At 51.7% G+C, this 18,360-nt stretch carries 19 protein-coding genes and 1 riboswitch; all 19 genes read left to right on the top strand.

Annotation, left to right across the window (positions count from 1 at the left end; translation table 11 throughout):
• Positions 1 to 100 precede the first annotated feature (100 nt).
• The 19 genes from dapF (at position 101) to QTL79_RS08505 (ending at position 18,358) form a co-directional block, all read left to right on the top strand.
• Positions 101 to 949, top strand: coding sequence for a diaminopimelate epimerase (dapF, locus tag QTL79_RS08595; RefSeq protein ID WP_346354558.1), 849 nt, complete (start codon positions 101 to 103; stop codon positions 947 to 949).
• A gap of 104 nt (positions 950 to 1,053) precedes the next feature.
• Positions 1,054 to 1,662, top strand: coding sequence for a hypothetical protein (locus QTL79_RS08590; RefSeq protein WP_346354557.1), 609 nt, complete (start codon positions 1,054 to 1,056; stop codon positions 1,660 to 1,662).
• 75 nt (positions 1,663 to 1,737) lie between these two features.
• Positions 1,738 to 2,622: a YicC/YloC family endoribonuclease gene (locus QTL79_RS08585; RefSeq protein WP_346354556.1), complete on the top strand. Its 885-nt coding sequence runs from the start codon at positions 1,738 to 1,740 to the stop codon at positions 2,620 to 2,622.
• Between the two features lie 43 nt (positions 2,623 to 2,665).
• Positions 2,666 to 2,929, top strand: a complete 264-nt coding sequence (gene remA, locus QTL79_RS08580; protein WP_346354555.1) for an extracellular matrix/biofilm regulator RemA — start codon at positions 2,666 to 2,668, stop codon at positions 2,927 to 2,929.
• A gap of 23 nt (positions 2,930 to 2,952) precedes the next feature.
• Positions 2,953 to 3,567: a guanylate kinase gene (gene gmk, locus QTL79_RS08575; RefSeq protein WP_346354554.1), complete on the top strand. Its 615-nt coding sequence runs from the start codon at positions 2,953 to 2,955 to the stop codon at positions 3,565 to 3,567.
• A 45-nt stretch (positions 3,568 to 3,612) separates the two neighbouring features.
• Positions 3,613 to 3,819: a DNA-directed RNA polymerase subunit omega gene (gene rpoZ, locus QTL79_RS08570; RefSeq protein WP_346354553.1), complete on the top strand. Its 207-nt coding sequence runs from the start codon at positions 3,613 to 3,615 to the stop codon at positions 3,817 to 3,819.
• 11 nt (positions 3,820 to 3,830) lie between these two features.
• Complete coding sequence (coaBC, locus tag QTL79_RS08565; protein ID WP_346354552.1) at positions 3,831 to 5,030, top strand: bifunctional phosphopantothenoylcysteine decarboxylase/phosphopantothenate--cysteine ligase CoaBC; 1,200 nt, start codon at positions 3,831 to 3,833, stop codon at positions 5,028 to 5,030.
• A gap of 55 nt (positions 5,031 to 5,085) precedes the next feature.
• Positions 5,086 to 5,193, top strand: a riboswitch (SAM riboswitch).
• A gap of 74 nt (positions 5,194 to 5,267) precedes the next feature.
• Positions 5,268 to 6,458, top strand: coding sequence for a methionine adenosyltransferase (gene metK / locus QTL79_RS08560; protein WP_346354551.1), 1,191 nt, complete (start codon positions 5,268 to 5,270; stop codon positions 6,456 to 6,458).
• A gap of 142 nt (positions 6,459 to 6,600) precedes the next feature.
• Positions 6,601 to 9,006: a primosomal protein N' gene (gene priA / locus QTL79_RS08555; RefSeq protein ID WP_346354550.1), complete on the top strand. Its 2,406-nt coding sequence runs from the start codon at positions 6,601 to 6,603 to the stop codon at positions 9,004 to 9,006.
• A 105-nt stretch (positions 9,007 to 9,111) separates the two neighbouring features.
• Positions 9,112 to 9,567: a peptide deformylase gene (gene def / locus QTL79_RS08550; protein WP_346354549.1), complete on the top strand. Its 456-nt coding sequence runs from the start codon at positions 9,112 to 9,114 to the stop codon at positions 9,565 to 9,567.
• Positions 9,568 to 9,570: 3 nt separating this feature from the next.
• Positions 9,571 to 10,515, top strand: coding sequence for a methionyl-tRNA formyltransferase (gene fmt / locus QTL79_RS08545; RefSeq protein ID WP_346354548.1), 945 nt, complete (start codon positions 9,571 to 9,573; stop codon positions 10,513 to 10,515).
• A gap of 11 nt (positions 10,516 to 10,526) precedes the next feature.
• Positions 10,527 to 11,291, top strand: a complete 765-nt coding sequence (locus tag QTL79_RS08540) for a DUF116 domain-containing protein (protein ID WP_346354547.1) — start codon at positions 10,527 to 10,529, stop codon at positions 11,289 to 11,291.
• 12 nt (positions 11,292 to 11,303) lie between these two features.
• A complete protein-coding gene (gene rsmB / locus QTL79_RS08535; protein ID WP_346354546.1) occupies positions 11,304 to 12,623 on the top strand; it encodes a 16S rRNA (cytosine(967)-C(5))-methyltransferase RsmB in 1,320 nt (439 codons plus the stop codon).
• 12 nt (positions 12,624 to 12,635) lie between these two features.
• A complete protein-coding gene (gene rlmN, locus QTL79_RS08530) occupies positions 12,636 to 13,703 on the top strand; it encodes a dual-specificity RNA methyltransferase RlmN (RefSeq protein WP_346354545.1) in 1,068 nt (355 codons plus the stop codon).
• Positions 13,704 to 13,785: 82 nt separating this feature from the next.
• Positions 13,786 to 14,529, top strand: coding sequence for an FhaA domain-containing protein (locus tag QTL79_RS08525; protein ID WP_346354544.1), 744 nt, complete (start codon positions 13,786 to 13,788; stop codon positions 14,527 to 14,529).
• Complete coding sequence (locus QTL79_RS08520) at positions 14,526 to 14,972, top strand: FHA domain-containing protein (protein ID WP_346354543.1); 447 nt, start codon at positions 14,526 to 14,528, stop codon at positions 14,970 to 14,972. The genes QTL79_RS08525 and QTL79_RS08520 overlap by 4 nt, the downstream gene beginning before the upstream one ends.
• Positions 14,969 to 15,694: a Stp1/IreP family PP2C-type Ser/Thr phosphatase gene (locus QTL79_RS08515; protein ID WP_346354542.1), complete on the top strand. Its 726-nt coding sequence runs from the start codon at positions 14,969 to 14,971 to the stop codon at positions 15,692 to 15,694. Before QTL79_RS08520 ends, QTL79_RS08515 begins: the two co-directional genes overlap by 4 nt.
• Positions 15,684 to 16,946 (top strand): FtsW/RodA/SpoVE family cell cycle protein, encoded by a 1,263-nt coding sequence (locus tag QTL79_RS08510; protein WP_346354541.1) that lies wholly within the window; start codon positions 15,684 to 15,686, stop codon positions 16,944 to 16,946. The genes QTL79_RS08515 and QTL79_RS08510 overlap by 11 nt, the downstream gene beginning before the upstream one ends.
• Positions 16,943 to 18,358: a peptidoglycan D,D-transpeptidase FtsI family protein gene (locus QTL79_RS08505; protein WP_346354540.1), complete on the top strand. Its 1,416-nt coding sequence runs from the start codon at positions 16,943 to 16,945 to the stop codon at positions 18,356 to 18,358. The genes QTL79_RS08510 and QTL79_RS08505 overlap by 4 nt, the downstream gene beginning before the upstream one ends.
• The last annotated feature ends 2 nt before the right edge of the window (positions 18,359 to 18,360 follow it).

The following is an 18,360-nucleotide window of genomic DNA, read 5'->3' as shown; positions in this document are numbered from 1 at the left end:
AGGCAACTGACGGGAATGTTTTTTTCGTTTGTGAGAGGTTTTGACGAAGCGGTAGTGGTATAATGAAGAAGTATATTAAGTAAGATAAGGGAGTGTCCGCATGAATTTCAAATTTAGCAAATGGCATGGTCTGGGAAATGATTTTGTCATTGTCAACGGTTTTGAACAACATGGTATAACGGATTATGCAAAAGCTGCAATCGAGGTTTGTGATCGTAACTTCGGAATAGGCGCTGATGGTCTCGTGTTCGTTCTGCCGTCTAAGACGGCTGACTTTCAAATGCGCATTTTCAATTCGGATGGCAGTGAAGCGGAGATGTGCGGCAATGTAACGCGTTGCGTTGCTCGCTATGTATATGATAATGGTCTTTCGGATAAGACCGCGATTACGCTGGAAACAAAGGCGGGAATCATCAAACCGCAATTGATTTTTCAGGGAGAAAAGTTGCAGGAAATATCGGTTGATATGGGGGAACCACGTTTAAAACAAGGCGAGATTCCGATGACGCAAGGCGCAGCGAGCGATGCTGCTGTGGATCTGCCACTGACTGTGAATGGGAAGACCTGGCAGGTTACCTGCGTATCGATGGGAAACCCGCATTGTGTGATCTTTGTGCCGGATGTTGCGGCGCTTGATCTTGCCGCGCTCGGTCCGGCGCTGGAAACGGCGAACTGGTTTCCGCGCAAAACAAATGTAGAGTTTGTGCAGGTGCTAAATACAAGGCAGGTTAGAATGCGCGTTTGGGAACGGGGGGCAGGAATTACTCTGGCATGCGGTACCGGCGCGTGTGCGACGACTGTGGCGGCCGTGCTGAACAAGAAGACCGAGCGTGAAGTCAAAGTGGATTTGGATGGCGGCAGTCTGAAGATTCGCTGGGCAGAAGACAACCACGTCCACATGGCAGGGCCGGCGGTCGAAGTGTTCCGCGGTGAATATCAACTGCGTTAAGCAGAAGAAAATAAGGTTAGAAAGCGGAATTTCAAGTCTTATTATTAAACCGTGCTGCGTATGGCGATGTATCCACGTGTAGAGATTTTGCTGGAGGGATGATTATGAAAAAAAGGCTAGCATGCGCAGTGATCTTTTTTTTGCTGCTCAGTGGAGTGGCGACGGCTTCCGCGATGGCACTGATTGATGCAAAAGCGATCAGGGAGGCGCAGGAATACGGAAGAAGCAATGCGCATCTGGCTTTTCAGGAATTCATTCACCCATGGCAGGGCGTGCTGACCAAGACGGTGACGGCGTATCCGGAAGCGCAGGCTTATCTTTATACGCCGTACCTCGTCATTGCGGTCGATGCACGAGAACGGACGTTGAGTGGCCAGAATGTTGCGCTTGCCGATAGTGAAAAAGCGCTGGCCGATTATAACGGAACGCTTACCTTTAGCGTTGTGCTGTTCGCTTCCGGGGAAGAGAGTTTTAAGCATGCGCCCAAAGTTGCGTTGCAGCAGACGAAAAGTAGCGTGCAACCCTATCGCCTGGTCTGGCCGGAAGGCAAGTTGCCGCAAGTCAGCCATGGCGGGAAAAGTTACCTGAAGGCGAACTGCTATGTATATTTTGCCGACCGCAGCGTTAAAATTTCGGAAAGTGCTAATTTGTCATTGTTTACCGGCGACGGACGGGAGCATTCTTTTTCATTTGATTTAACGAGGATCAAATGAAAAAAAGAGGAATTGCCCCAAAAACGACGAAATATAGCGAAATGATGAATTTGGACCAGGAGAGGAGGCACTTGCGTGCTCAAGAGTATGACCGGCTTTGGACGGGGTGAATTCTTAGATGGTTCGCACCGTTTTTTAGTGGAAATAAAAGCGGTGAATCATCGCTACAATGAATTTTCGATTCGTATGCCAAAAACATTGGGCCCCTTGGAAGATCGAATCCGGCGTAAGGTTGCGGATCAGATGTCGCGCGGGCGAATCGACATCTTTATCACGATGGATGAATATGCGCATGCCAAGCGTCGTATAAGGGTTGACAAAGAGTTGGCTATCGCGTACCATAATGCTTTAAGAGAATTGGCTGATTTGCTTGCAACGCCTCTGACGGACAGTTTGCATCAAGTGGCTAAATATCCAGACGTTGTTCAAGTCGAAGAAGAGACGGAAGACGTCGAATTGCTTTGGCTTAAGCTTGGCGAGGCTATTGGCGAGGCTGTCGACAATTTGATGCAAATGCGTCGTACAGAAGGGGCCAATCTGGCACAGGATCTAGATGGGCGCTTGGCGATGTTGCTGCTGCAGATTGAGAAGGTTGAAGAACGCGCGCCGGCAGTGCTCGAAGAGTACCGGAAAAAAATGCTCGACCGGATGCGCGAAATGTTGCAAGCCGTAGGTGCAGAACCGGATGAAGCCAGAATCCTGCAGGAAGCGGCTGTTTTTTCCGATAAAATCAGTATTGCGGAAGAATTGGTTCGTTTAAAAAGTCATGTGAAGCAGTTTCGTGTTACACTTCAGAGTACGGATGCGGTGGGACGAAAGTTGGATTTTTTGGTGCAGGAGATCAACCGCGAAACAAATACCATTGCTTCAAAGGCAAACGATTATATGATTGCTAATTTAGTCGTGGATATGAAAAGTGAAATTGAAAAGATGCGAGAACAGATTCAAAACATCGAATAAGCCGGTTTTTGCCAGGCTAGGGAAAGGCAGGAGGAACATACCTATGGAAATTAAACTTATCAATATCGGCTTTGGAAACATTGTCTCCGCGAATCGAATTATTTCCATCGTCAGTCCTGAGTCGGCGCCCATTAAGCGGATCATCCAAGAAGCGAGGGACCGCGGCATGCTGATTGACGCTACCTATGGACGCCGGACGCGCGCCGTGATCATCACGGACAGCGATCATGTTATCCTTTCGGCAGTGCAACCAGAGACCGTAGCCCATCGGTTGGCCAGCAAGGATAGCGATGAAGGTGCAGAGTAAAGCGGAAGGAGCTCGATAGGCGAATGGCAAGGAAGGGCAATTTAATCGTGGTATCCGGGCCTTCCGGTGCCGGCAAGGGAACAATCTGTCAGGAAATGTTCCGACAACATTGCGATTTGCAATATTCTATTTCTGCCACCACGCGCGCGCCTCGTACCGGCGAAGTGGATGGCGTAAACTATCTTTTTGTTGCTAAAGCCCAGTTTGAAACAATGATTGAGCAGGATGACCTGCTGGAATGGGCTGAGGTATACGGAAATTACTACGGTACACCGCGCAGTTATGTTATGGAGATGTTGGCTTCCGGCAAAGATGTGGTCTTGGAAATCGATACCCAAGGGGCATTGCAGGTGAAAAAAAAATTCCCCGAGGGTATTTTCATTTACATCGTGCCGCCGTCGCTTGAAGAATTGTCGAAACGGATTTATAACCGAGGCACAGATGCGCCGGATGTGATTGAACGACGCTTGAGCTGTGCGAAAGAAGAATTAATTTGTGCCAGCGAATACAATTACGTGGTCGTCAACGATCAGCTGGATCAAGCCGTAGATAAAGTTCGTGCTATCATTGTTGCCGAGCGTTGTCGTGTGCAGCGGAATCTGGATGTTGTGGACGAAGTGCTGCATACTTCCTGTTAAGAAAACTGCAATTGCAGTTGGGCTAAATAGTCGGAGGAGGACATTATGATTAATCCATCATTAGACGTCTTGGTAAAGAAAGTGGACAGCAAATATACGTTGGTGGTTTTGGCTGCCAAACGGGCACGGGAACTTATGGATGGAGCGCAAGCGTTGGTGGAATGCCCGTCGCACAAACATGTGACGATTGCGCTGGAAGAAATTGCGCAAGACAAGGTGTCCTATGAAAGGACGAAAAGCGGCATCAAATAGGAGGCACTGCTATGTTGACAGGCAAAGTCATCGTTGTAGGAGTCACCGGCGGCATAGCCGCTTACAAAGCGGTGGAACTGGTCAGTCGTCTGCGCAAGCAGCAGGCTGAAGTGCAGGTGATTATGAGTCGGGGCGCGACGAATTTCGTTACGCCGCTGACTTTTAGGGAAATCAGCGGCAATCCGGTTGTCGTTGACATGTGGGATGAACCGAAGAGCTGGAATGTGGAACATATCGCGTTGGCGCTGCGGGCCGATGGTTTCGTGATTGCGCCGGCGACGGCTAATTTAATCGGAAAACTGGCTAATGGTTTGGCCGATGACAGCCTTTCGACCACGCTGATGGCTACGACGGCGCCGGTTTTATTGGCGCCTGCAATGAACAGTAATATGTACCAAAATCCGATCGTTCAACAAAACATAGCAAAACTGACTGCGCTTGGCTATCGTTTTCTGCAGCCGGATTGCGGTATGTTGGCCTGCGGCGTGGAAGGTCCGGGACGTTTGCCGGAACCGGAACGGATTGTTGATGCCGTGATCGAGTTATTGTGTCCGCAGTTGCCTTTGGCTGGAAAAAAAATTCTGGTCACGGCGGGCGGTACGCGCGAAGCGATTGACCCGGTGCGCTATATCGGCAACCGTTCGAGCGGCAAGATGGGCTATGCATTAGCGGCCGCTGCGGCAAGTTTTGGCGCCGAAGTCGTCCTAGTCTCCGGACCTGTGGCGCTTGACGATCCGGCGGGCGTCAGAGTGATCCGGGTGGAATCGGCGCAGGAAATGATGGCGGCGGTACTGGAAGAATTCCCCGGTAGCGATATTACGATCAAGGCGGCGGCGGTTGCCGATTATCGACCGCAAACGGCTGCGCAGCATAAAATAAAAAAACAGGCGGAGCAGCTGACGCTGGTGCTGGAAAAGAATCCGGACATTTTAGCCGAACTGGGCCAACGCAAGCAAGCCGGACAGCTGTTAATCGGTTTTGCGGCGGAGACGCAGGAGTTGCTCACGCATGCACGCGGCAAACTGGAACGCAAACGTCTGGATATGATTGTCGCCAATGATGTAAGTTTGCCGGGGGCGGGCTTCAACAGCGACACGAATATCGTGAAACTGTTGTATGCGAATGGACACCAAGAAGACTTGCCGCAGATGGACAAACAAAGTCTGGCAATAGAACTGCTGAAAAGAATTATTAAATTAGCGGAAAAATAAACTTGAAAAATAGATGTACATTTGGTACAATACAATTCGGTAAAATTGTATATGGAACTCATCAAGAGTTGGTGGAGGGATAGGCCCGATGAAACCGCGGCAACCATTAGCCCCGTGCTAAAACGGTGCCAATTCCAGCGGCAGTATGACCGCGAGATGGGCGAGGAAACGTAAACCTCCCTATGGAGGTTTTTTGTTTTAAAAAAATTAAAATCAAACGAGGGGGTATATAGTGCAATGACGACAAAACGCGTACTCTTTACTTCAGAGTCGGTAACGGAGGGACATCCGGATAAGATTGCCGACCAAATCTCCGATTCCGTGTTGGATGCGATTTTGGCACAAGATCCGATGGGCCGTGTTGCCTGCGAAACATTAGTGACGACCGGTATGGTTCATGTGGTGGGCGAAATCAGCACAAAATGCTATGTGGACATTCCGAAACTGGTTCGGGAAACGGTAAAAGAAATTGGTTATACGCGGGCTAAGTTTGGCTTTGACGGCGACACTTGCGGCGTGTTGATTTCGATTGATGAACAATCGTCTGACATTGCGATGGGCGTTGACAAAGCGCAGGAAGCAAAAAAAGGCGGCAAAGATGAGGCCGATCTCATCGGTGCGGGCGACCAAGGCATGATGTTCGGTTATGCGACCAATGAAACGCCGGAACTTATGCCGATGCCGATTTCGCTGGCGCACAAGTTGTCGCGTCGTCTTTCTGAAGTGCGCAAGAGCAATCTGCTCGATTATCTGCGTCCCGATGGTAAGACTCAGGTTACGGTTGAATATGTCGACGGCAAACCGGTTCGCGTTGACACAATCGTTATTTCTACGCAGCATGGTCCCGAAGTGGACCTGGCTACGATCGAAAAAGACCTGATCGAACATGTGATCAAACCGATCGTTCCCGCCGAATTCCTTGATGCGGAAACGAAATACTACATCAATCCTACCGGTCGTTTCGTCATCGGCGGACCGCAAGGCGATGCCGGCTTGACTGGCCGCAAGATCATCGTCGATACTTACGGTGGTATGGCTCGTCATGGCGGCGGTGCGTTCTCCGGCAAGGATCCAACAAAGGTCGACCGTTCTGCGGCTTACGCGGCGCGTTATGTTGCAAAGAACATCGTAGCGGCTGGTCTGGCCGAGAAATGCGAAATCCAATTGGCATATGCGATTGGTATTGCGCATCCGGTTTCTATTCTGGTCGAAACATTTGGCACAGCTAAGGTTGACGAAGAGTTGATTGCCAGCCTGGTTAAGAAACATTTTGACCTGCGTCCGGCCGGCATCATCAAGACGCTCGATCTGCGTCGCCCGATCTATCGTCAGACAGCTGCTTACGGTCATTTTGGCCGTACCGATGTTGAGCTGCCGTGGGAAAAAACCGACAAGGCTGAAATTCTCCGCAAGGAAGCAGGTCTTTAGTTCCTGTCCGGCGAAATAGAATAGATATTGCGAAGAAAAGGGGCTCGGAGGAGACCCTTTTCTTTTCGTTAGTGCGGTATCGGACGTGAGGCATGGAGCATGTCTTGCGTCTTAAAATCAGCCGTTACTTGCAGGAGGGGCCATGTTTAGAGTCGCAGAAGTGCTGTTGAATATTAATACGCGCAGCTTATCCAAACCGTTTTCCTATCTGATTCCAGATGATGCAGCACTCGTCTCAGATGGTTGGCGGGTTATCGTGCCCGTGCAAAACCGCATGTGCGAAGGCTTTGTCGTGGCGGTGCGAGAAGCGGAGGCGACGGAGGCGGAGAAGCTGCGGGAAATTGCGGAAGTGCCCGATGATGAAGCTTGGTTTGACGTCAATATGCTCCACACCGCGCGTTGGATGAGCGAATATTATCTGTGCAGTCTGACGGAAGCGATGCGCCTTTTTATACCGGGAAAGACCGGCTTTAAACGAGAACTTTATTATCGTTTGAGCGATTCGGCGCCAAGCCTATTTCCTGACGCAAGCGACGAGTTGCTTGCGGCGCTTCGTTCTACGGCTTTCGTACCGGCAGCTAAGTTGCGTGCGCGTTTTGGAACAGGCGTACTCGATATATTAGCGCAGTGGCAGCGCAAAGGCTGGTTAGACGTACAGCGCGGCGGCAGCAATCGCTTGCACGCTAAATATCAAAACTGGCTGGTGCGGATCGGAGAAAGCGAAACGATTGTCGCGTACCGGGAAAATGCCAAGCGAGCGCCGGTTCGGCAACGCTTGATTGATCGCCTCTTGCAACAGCCGGAAATAGCGCTGGCGCAGCTGCGGGAAGAGGGATTTGACACGGTGCAATGCCGCCGCTTGGTCGAAGATGGGATAGCGAAACTGGAAAGTCGGCAAATTATGCGCGACAGCTATGCCGCCCAAGAAACGCAGTGCCAAAATTTTCCGCCGACGTTGGAACAACAGGTTGTTTTAAATGCGGTTGAAGCGGGGCTTGAAAAACGCGCCCATGAATCGTTTTTACTGCATGGCATCACCGGCAGCGGTAAGACTCAGGTTTATATCCTGGCCGCTTTAGCGGCTAGGCGGCAAGAGCGGCAGGTTATTGTGCTAGTGCCGGAGATTGCTTTGACCGGACAAATGGTCGCTCGCTTTCGTGACTGCTTTGGCGATGATGTTGCGGTTATCCATAGCAAGCTTTCGGCAGGCGAGCGATTTGATGCGTGGAAACGACTGCGTCAGGGGCAGGCCGGCATCGCGATCGGTGCACGCTCCGCACTTTTTGCGCCGCTCACAGATATTGGCCTGGTTATTATTGATGAGGAACATGAATTTAGTTATAAGCAAGAAGAAGCGCCGCGCTACCATGCCAGAAAAGTGGCGGAAGCAAGAGCGAGTGAAGCGGGCGCCGTCCTATTGCTGGGCAGCGCGACGCCATCGCTCGAAAGTTATCACTCGGCATTGGCCGATCAACAGCGTTTGTTGGTCATGAAAGAAAGGGTAGACGGAGCGGCTTTGCCGAGTGTTGCGTTGGTCGACATGCGCGCTGAATTGAAAGCTGGGCGTCGCTCGGTTATTTCGCAGGCGCTGCGTGAATTGTTGGAAGAGGCGCTAGCGGCGGGTGAGCAGGCGATTTTACTGCTTAACCGCCGCGGCCATTCGACGTTTGTTCTCTGCCGTGAATGCGGTCATGTGATGACTTGTGAAAAATGCGATGTTTCATTGGTATATCATCAAACAAGCAAACGGTTACAGTGTCATTATTGCCAGGCCAATCATGCGACGCCGGATGTGTGTCCGGCATGCGGCAGCCGCTATATTCGCTTTTTTGGAACGGGAACGCAAAAACTGGAAGAGGAGCTGCACAAATTACTGCCGACCGCGCGGGTGGTTCGCATGGATCAGGATACGACCGGAGCGAAATTTTCACATGACCGCATCTTAAAGGCGTTTGCCAGTGGCGAATATGATATTTTGCTAGGTACGCAAATGGTGGCCAAAGGCCATGATATCAAAAATGTGACGGCTGTCGGAATTCTCGCGGCGGACAGCGTACTGAACCTGCCGGATTTTCGTGCTGCCGAACGGGTCTTTTCTTTGGTGGCGCAAGCATCAGGCCGGGCCGGCCGCGGCGAAAAACCGGGCCGGGTTGTCGTGCAGACCTATCAACCGGAACATTATGCATTGCAGGCTGGCGCGCTCCAGTCTTATGAAGCTTTTTATCAGCAGGAAATCGAACATCGTCAGGCGCTTAAATATCCGCCGTGCAGTGAAATGGTCAAATTCATGCTGAGTGGTGAAAAAGAGGAAGCGGTGGCGCGGCTGGCAAACGATTTTGCCGCAGCGGTAAGAAGTCTCCCCGGCATGCTCGACGGGCAGCTTCTCGGCCCATTCCCGGCGGCGCTATATCGTGTGAATAATCGATTTCGGATGCAGGTACTGCTCAAGGGAAGCGAGCTTGGGCGATGGAAGGCGGCGCTGCAGAGCTTGCTATTGGAACGTTTTCCCGCTGTGGCAGTCGATGTTGACCCGCTTAATTTATTGTGAGAGAAATGAGTTTGAGGCAGGAAGTCGTCCGTTTTTCGTGGATTTTTCTAAATACTTATGATAGAATTTGTGAAGATATCAATGATGCCTAGGAGGTAGCCGGATATGGCGATGCTGGAAATCCGCAAAGCCGGTGATCCTGTCTTAAAGAAACAGGCTTTGCCGGTGGAACGCATAGATAAAAGAATTAAAAAATTGCTCGACGACATGGCAGAAACCATGTATGAAGCGGATGGCGTAGGCTTAGCCGCACCGCAGGTTGGCATGTCGCTGCAAATCATCGTCGTTGATGCCGGAGATGGATTGCTTGAAGTGATTAATCCGTCGATCCTAAAAAGTGAAGGTTCGGAAACGGGGCTAGAAGGTTGCCTGAGCGTACCGGGTGTATTTGGTGATGTGGAACGGTGTACGAAAGTAGTTGTCGAAGGCTTGAACCGCAGCGGGCGTAAGGTTCGCATTAATGCGGAAGGTTTCCTCGCACGGGTATTGCAGCATGAAATTGACCACTTGCAGGGGATTTTATTTATTGAAAAAGCACAGACTCTGCAGAAAGGGTTGTAAAAGATGAATAAGACACGTGTTGTTTTTATGGGAACGCCGGATTTCGCCGTTCCCTGTTTGGATATACTGGTCAAAGAAGGCTATGAGATTGTCGCAGTAGTGACGCAGCCCGATAGGCCGCGCGGACGGGGACAGAAGGTCACTTTTTCGCCGGTCAAAGAGGCGGCATTGATGCATGGCCTTGAAATCCTGCAGCCGAAAAAAATTCGCGAACCGGAAGCGCTGGAAAGTCTGATGGCGCTGCAGCCGGACATCATGGTCGTCGTTGCCTACGGTCAGATTTTGCCGAAGACTCTCTTGGATCTGCCGAAGTGGGGTTGTATTAATGTGCATGCCTCATTGTTGCCGAAGTATCGCGGTGCGGCTCCAATTCATTGGGCGATTATGGAAGGGGAAACGCTGAGCGGCGTTACCACAATGCATATGGACGTAGGAATGGATACGGGTGATATGATTTTAAGGGAAGAATTGTCGATTGACCCCGATATGACAACCGGTGAACTGCATGATGCGTTACAGGCAATGGGGGCGAAGCTACTTTCAAAGACGCTGTGTCTCTTGCTCGACGGCAAAGCGCCGCGCCTGCCGCAGGGTGAGAATGCCACCTATGCATCGATGCTAAAGCGCGACATGGAGCGTCTTGACTGGACTCTGTCGGCGCAGCAGCTTCATAACCGCGTCAGAGGCCTCAATCCTTGGCCGGGTGCATATACAACATTTCAGAATAAGAATCTTAAAGTGTGGCGAACAAAACAAATCGATAGTGCACTGACGGAGTTGGGCGGTCAGCCTGGAGAAGTTTTGGCTATGACGGAGAATGGTTTCTGGCTCGCTACCGGTCAGGGGGTACTTGAACTGCTTGAAGTGCAACCGGAATCGAAACGTCGCATGACGGCGAAAGAGTTTGCAACCGGCTACCAGGTCAAGCCGGGCATGATTTTAGCATAGAAGGTGACGTTGTGATTAATGCGATGGTTCGACCGAAGAAACGGTTGTTTCTGGCGCTCATTTTGGTAAGCTTGCTGCTTGCGGCCATGTCTACCTATGGTTTATGGGTAGTGAGTTTTCCGGGGTTGGCGAATATAAGTGCATATCTGCCGGTGCTGCTGGGCTGGGCATTGGCTTTTTTTCTCTTGGTTCTAGCGGTGGGAATCGGCGGCGTCATATTGACGATTGCCGGTTTTCCTACGCTCACCATGTTCCAAGCTCCGGCCTGGTCGGCAGTCAACTTACTGTTTCCCTTGGCAATCAGAATCGGACGCTTGTTGGATGTAGACAAGGAACGCATCGAACGTTCCTTCATTGAAGCCAGCAATCATTTGGTAAAGAATCGGGGCATACACGTGCCGCCGGAGCGGCTGTTGATTCTTACGCCGCATTGCCTGCAGCATGAGAGCTGTCCACATAAAATTACGCACGATGTTTCAAACTGCAAAAACTGCGGCCGCTGTCAGGTTGGCGAGCTGTTGGAAATCGCGCGGCGTCATGGCTGCCATCTGGCGGTTGTCACGGGAGGAACCCTGGCGCGCAAAGTTATCAAAGGTTTGCGCCCGAAAGCGGTTCTTGCAATTGCCTGCGAGCGCGATTTGACGAGCGGCATCCAGGATGTATTTCCATTGCCGGTAATCGGTGTATTAAATGAACGGCCCTTCGGCCCATGCTGCAACACCCGCATCGATGTAGATAAGGTGGATGAAGCGGTAAGGGAGTTTGTCGTTAAATAATGAGGTGCAAACATGAAAGCAAGGGAAATTGCCCTGCGAATTATTAATGAGGTTCAAAATAACGGCGCTTATGCGAATATAGCGTTGGCTAAAGAATTAACCCGTCACTCGCTGCAGGATCAGGATCGACGATTTGTGACGGAACTAGTCTACGGAACTGTGAAGGCAGGCGAGACGCTGGACTGGATGCTGTCGATTTACGTTGCGCGTCCACTTAGTAAGATTCCGCCAGTGATTCGCAATGTGCTCCGAATGGGAATTTACCAGTTGATTTTCATGGATAAGGTTCCTGCTTCGGCGGCTTGCAACCAAGCGGCTGAACTCGCCAAAATCTACGGACATGCCGGAACGGTGAAATTTGTCAATGGCGTATTGCGTACGATTGCGCGCCAACCGGAACGCATTGTCTATCCGGACGAGAAAAAAGAGCCGGCGCTGTTTTTGGCTCGGAAATATTGTCATCCGCTCTGGATTGTAGAACGTTGGCTGAAACGGCTCGGCCGCGAAGCCGTGGAAGAACTTTGCAGGATCAACAATGTGACGCCGACGCTGACGGTACGGACAAATACGCTTAAAATTTCGCGCGAGGAACTGTTGGCGCGTTTGGCGCAAGAAGGGGTTACTGCGGAGGCTTCAAGTGCAGTGCCGGAAGGCGTTGTGATCCATGCGCACCCGGCCTTGTCTAGCCTGGTATCGCTTAAAGAAGGTCTGTTTCAGGTTCAGGACGAGAGTTCGATGCGGGTTGCTCACTGGCTGCAGCCGCAACCGGGGGAACTGATCCTTGATGTTTGCGCTGCACCGGGCGGCAAGACAACGCATATTGCGACGTTGATGGAAAATACCGGACGTGTTATCGCGCTGGACATTCACGAACATAAACTGGAATTGATCCATCAGAATGCAGAGCGATTGGGGCTTTCCAATATTGAACCGATGCTGCAGGATGCCTGTGCAGTCGACTCGATATTTCCTTCGCTTGCGGATCGCGTCTTGGTTGATGCACCCTGTTCTGGTTTTGGCGTTCTGCGCCGCAGGGCTGACGCCCGCTGGCGCAAAAAACCGGAAATGTTAAAAGAGTTGCCGGAGCTGCAGCGGCGAATCTTATCCAGTGCTGCTGCTTGCGTTAAACCGGGCGGCATCTTGGTTTACAGTACCTGCACGACGGAAGAAGAGGAAAATCAGGCTGTTATCGGCTGGTTTTTGGCTCAGCATACGGATTTCACCCTCGCGCCGCTGCCGGACGATGTTTCAGAGACTCCGGGAATGCTGCAGCTTTGGCCGCAACAGGATGATTCGGACGGCTTTTTTATTTGCCGCATGCGGCGAAAGTAGGAGAAGAAGACATTGCAAACAAATATATTCGGATATGACGTGGCCGCATTGAAAAACGCATTTCAAGCAATCGAAGGTTGCCAAAGTTATCGGGCCGAACAAGTCGCGCGTTGGATGTATCAGCGTAATGCGACAGCTTTTGAGGAAATGACGGATCTCGGCAAGGAACTGCGGCAACGCATGGCCTCTGTCTTTGTAATCCAACGTGCGGTGATAATCAACGAACAGCATAGCCAGCGTGGCGATACCAGCAAGTATTTGCTCGCTTTTGCCGACGGCATGGCGGTGGAAACGGTTGTGATGCGCCACCGTTACGGCAACAGCGTCTGCGTTTCAACGCAGGTCGGTTGCGCGATGGGCTGCCGTTTTTGCGCTTCTACCTTGAATGGCGTGAGCCGCAGTCTGACGACTGGTGAAATCCTTGACCAAGTGCTGTTCGCCGACGCTCTTTTAAAAGTTTCCGGACAAGGCGTCAACAGCATCGTCGTGATGGGGTCGGGCGAACCGATGGCCAACTACCAGGCAGTCGTCGACTTTATTCGACTTTGCCATGCCCCCTACTGTCTAAACCTCAGCTTACGCTCGGTTGCTGTGTCTACGGTCGGATTGGTACCGGGGATTGATCGATTGGCGGCCGAAGGGATGCCGCTTACGTTGTCAATTTCGCTGCATGCGGCGGATGATGTGACGCGTAGCCGCTTGATGCCGATGAATGACACGTATCCGATCCGAGAAGTCGTGGAAGCAGGACGACGATATGCTACGGCGACCGGACGCCGGGTGACTTATGAGTATACACTGATCGACGGAATAAATGACAGGGAATTTGATGCGCTCAATTTGAGCCGTTTGCTAAAAGGGCAGCTTTGCCATATTAACCTGATTCCGGTCAATCCTGTTCCGGAACAGGGGATGACTCCGCCGGACGCGAAGCATGTACAACGCTTTGCAGATTGGCTTGAGGCGCAGGGGCTCAGTGTGACGTTGCGCCGCGAAATGGGCGGCGACATCAAAGCGGCCTGCGGACAATTGCGAAAACGCCATCTGGAAGGGCGTGAAGCCGAGGGGACAGGCGAGTAGCCTGGCCTTCGGCTTTTTGACGTAACCGGAGAAAATGGCGTATAATATAAAAATATGACGAACGATAAGCGGAGGGACTGTCATGAGCTGGATGCGACGCATGGAAGGCGCGTTAGAGCGATGTATAGAAGGTTTTTTCAATGAAAAACTGGCTGGGACGCTGCAACCGGTAGAAGTGCTGCAACAATTAATTAAGACGATGCTGGATAAGGCAACGGAGCGTATTGCGCCGCAACGCTATAGTGTATACTTGCAGCCGGAGGAACAGGTACGCCTGACCGCTGATCAGACTCTGTTAGAGGAGCTTAAGGTTTGCCTGACAAAAGAAGCGCAAGAGCAGCAGCTGAAATTTTCCGGTGCGCTGGAAATTCATCTCTTGCCGGATGCCGCGCTGGCGCATGGCTGCTTGCGCGTTGAGGCGACGTTTACACCGAGTTGTGAAGCGGAAAGTCCGGCGGAAGACGAACTGCAATCGACGCGCATCTTTGCCAAACCGGAGTTTCCTTCTTTGGCGTTACCTGCGGCTCGACCGGCGCGCCTTCGAATCGTCAAGGGGGCGGACGTTGGATTTGTTTTACAGTTAGGGGCAGGGCGAATTAATATCGGACGCTTGCAAAGCAACGATCTGGTATTGGCGGATCAGAGCGCCTCGCGCTTGCACGCGTATATTTGCTGGGCAGAAGCAACGGAAATGCATATGATCTATGATGCGCAGAGCCTTAATGGCACCAAGCTCAATGAAGTGTTGATTCAGGAGGCTGCATTGCGCGATGGAGACCGTATTCGCATCGGCAGTACGGAGTTGGAGTACGAGGTGAATACATGATGCCTTCAAGGATAGCGATTTGGAATATGGCGGCCATATTCTTACACTATACGTTTTTGACGCTTCTTTATTATTTTATCTATAGGGTCTTGCGCAGTCTGGTCAGACAATTGCGGGAGAGACCTGCCAAACGCTTGCCGGTTCGCTTGCTTGTTGTTGCAGGTGCTTTGCCGAATTGGCCGTCCAGTTTCACTTTGCAGGGCGACGCAATTATGATTGGACGCAGTACGCGCAATGATGTGGTAATCGAAGATTCTTTTGTTTCGGCGGAACATGCCTGCATTGCTTGGCAGGGTGACGGTTACTGGCTCGAAGATCTGGAAAGTACGAATAAGACCTTTTTAAACGGACGGGAAATCAAAAAACCGGTGTGTCTGACCGAGGGCGATCGTATCGGCATTGGGCCGGTGACATTGGAGTTTCGGCGAGGTGATTTAGCGTGATAAGCATTGTAAGAACAGATGTCGGTTTGGTCCGAAGCAATAACGAAGACAGTTATTTGTATCAACCGCCGCGCCTCTTTGCGGTAGCGGACGGTATGGGCGGGCATGCCGCCGGAGAAACAGCGAGTGCAATGGCAGTCGAAGTGATCAAGGAATGGGCGGTACAGGAACGACTTGTCCTTGAGAAAGATTTGGCTGCGGCAATCGAAGACGCCAATGCGCAGATCTATCAACGCGCGCAAAAAGAAGACGGAATGCAAGGGATGGGAACAACAGCGACCGTAGTCTTGCTTGAAGGGAATCAAGCTTTTTGGGCGCATGTCGGTGACAGCCGCCTTTACTGGCTAAGTGAAGGGCAGTGCCGACAAGTTACGCAGGATCATACGTTGGTCGGTGAAATGGTGCGTAGCGGAAATTTGACGCTGGGAGAAGCGCGTGAACATCCGCGGCGCAATTTACTGACGCGTGCAGTGGGGACGGCGCGAGAATTGCTGGTGGAACAAGGGAGTTTTTCAATAGGGGCGGGCGATTATTTGCTGCTTTGCAGCGACGGTTTGACCGGAGTCGTCAGTGAAGCGGAAATTCAGCAGGTGTTAGAGCAAAAACAGGAGAGTCTTGAAGAGAAAGCGAATCGCTTGCTCGGTATGGCCAAAGCTGCCGGGGCGCCGGATAACGTGACTTTCATCCTGATAGAATGTGAGATGCCGGCTCATGGCGCTTAAGCGGGGATGCGAACGAGGGCTGTTAGCTGCGGCGCTGCTGGTTTTGCTTAATGGATTTGCCGTTGCGTGTTTGGCCAGCGGAAAATCGCTGCCGCAGATCATGCAGTCGGCATTGGTGATCGCAACAATTGCCGTATCGGCGCATGCGGTACTAACGCTACGAAAATCGCGTGGTGATCAATTATTTCTGCCGATTGCCGTATGCCTTTCCGGTTTTGGCCTGACGATGTTGCTGCGACTGAAACCAGAGCTGTTTCAAGCGCAAGTCGTCTGGTGTTCGCTTGGACTGGCAGTGTTTACAGTAATGGCGCTCCTGCCGGGGCGTTGGTTTTTGAAAATGTCACTGTTTAAATATTCTTGGGGTGTATTGACGATTGGCTTGGTTATGGCGACGGCTTTGTTTGGCGTCGATATCGGCGGGCATCGCAGCTGGATCATTTTGGGACCGTTGCGTTTACAACCGTCTGAGATCGCCAAACTGACCTTGGTCATGTTCATGGCTGCTTATCTGTGTGAACGCCATGTTGTGCTTGCGCAGACCGATCGTAAGTTATTTGGAATCAGCGTACCACAGCTGCGTTATCTGGCACCGCTGCTGGCTGTTTGGGGAATGACGCTGCTGATGGTTGTTGCGCAGGTTGACCTCGGTACCGCATTGCTTTTCTTCTCGATCACGCTTGCGATGTTGTATATGGCCAGTGGACGTAAGATCTATGTGATTGCCGGAATTGCGCTTTTCCTCCTTGGCGTCGTTGTCTGCTATTATGGGTATTACCATATTAGAACCAGGGTTGATATCTGGTTGAATCCATGGGCCGATCCTAACGGGCGCGGTTATCAGATAGTTCAATCCTTGTTCGCACTGGCAGCGGGTGGTTTGTTTGGCAAAGGGCTTGGCCTGGGGCGTCCGGAACTGATCCCGGAAGTGCACACCGACTTCATTTTTGCTGCGATAGCGGAAGAATTAGGTGTTGCTGGTAGTATGGCCGTCTTCCTTTTATATTTATTGTTGATCGTACGCGCATTTCGTGTTGCGCTGCGCGGGCGCGATTCATTCCGCATGTTAGCTGCGGCAGGGTTTGCAACTGCGTTGGCTTTACAGGTGCTGTTGATTGTCGGCGGGATCAGCAAATTCTTGCCGTTGACCGGCATTACTCTTCCTTTCGTAAGTTATGGAGGCAGTTCGATGGTGGCCAACTATGCGTTGCTCGGTCTGCTGACGGCTATGGGCGAGGAGGGCGAATCTTCATGATGTTGCGTCCTTTAGACGATATGCGTGGTTTCATCCGAAAAACAGCCTATGTTTTACTGGCTGCCATGGTTAGTTTACTGGCATATCTGACGTATATCCAATTGTATTCCGCTAAAGATTTGGCGGAAAATTCTCTGAACCGTCGTAATATGGCGGCCGCGCAAAAAATAAAACCGGGCTTGATTTTCGATCGCAATGGCGAAGTGCTTGCGGATAGCCGCAAGACGAAAGACGGTTTTCAGCGTCAATATCCATATGGCGCGATTATGGCGCCGGTAATCGGCTACAGTTCACTGCAGCGAGGCAGCACCGGACTGGAAAGCGCTTGGGCGCAGCAACTGCTGGGTCTCGATAATCCGCTCAGTCAGCTGGGGCCGGTAGGAACGCTCTGGCAAACGGGCGCTGGCAATAATCTGGTGTTGAATATTGATGCTGCGCTGCAGCAGGCCGCTTATGAGGCATTGGGTTCGCGCAAAGGCGCGGTGGTTGCTTTCAACCCCAAAACCGGAGCCATTTTAGCGTTGGTCAGCCGACCGAGTTTTTCGCCAGCCAGTCTGGACGATAATTGGACGGCTGTCAGCAACGATCCAAACAGTCCGCTTCTGAACCGAGCCACGCAAGGCTTGTATCCGCCAGGCTCGATCATTAAGGTGTTGGTTGCCGAAGCGGCGTTGCGCGAGAAGAAAGCCGATCTGAACACCTTATTTGAATGCAGCGGCGATTTATTTATCCCGCCAGACTACCATCTGACCGAGGATAAGAAACGGGCGCATGGAAAAATCAATCTAGCAGAAGCGTTGACCGTCTCCTGCAACGTAACATTCGGCACGTTGGCGCTCGAACTTGGCGGCCGCACCATGCAAGAGACTTTTCGACGCTACGGCTTTGAAAAAGAGCTCGGTGCGGGTTTTTCGACGGAGCGATCACATCTGCCGGATTTTACCGCGCTTGGGCGCGGCGATTTGGCACAGACCGGGATCGGACAGGGAGAGTTGTTAGTGACTCCTTTGCGCATGGCAATGCTGGCGGGCGTTTTTGCCAATGACGGCGTTATGATGCTGCCGCGTTTGGTGAATCGCATTGAGACTGCAGACGGTCAGATCCTGCGCAGTTTTGCGCCGGAAATATGGCTTAAGCCGGTGGAGTCCGAACAGGCGCGGCAAATTCGAAAAATGATGGTGCAGGTTGTGGAAGAAGGCACCGGTGCTTCTGCCCGTTTTGGCGGTGTAAAAGTAGCGGGCAAGACCGGTACGGCGGAAAATGCGCAAGGGCAGCCGCATGCTTGGTTCATTGGCTTTGCTCCGGCGGATAATCCTCAAATCGCGATTGCGGTAATCGTTGAAAATGGCGGCGGCGGCGGAAGCGTGGCGGCGCCAATCGCGCGAAGAATCATGTCAATGGCAATACAATAAGG

The organism is Azotosporobacter soli, from assembly GCF_030542965.1.
In the GTDB taxonomy this organism is placed as follows: Bacteria; Bacillota; Negativicutes; order SG130; family SG130; genus Azotosporobacter; species Azotosporobacter soli.
Note: the sequence above shows the minus strand (reverse complement) of the source record. Positions and strands in the feature narration are given on the sequence as shown.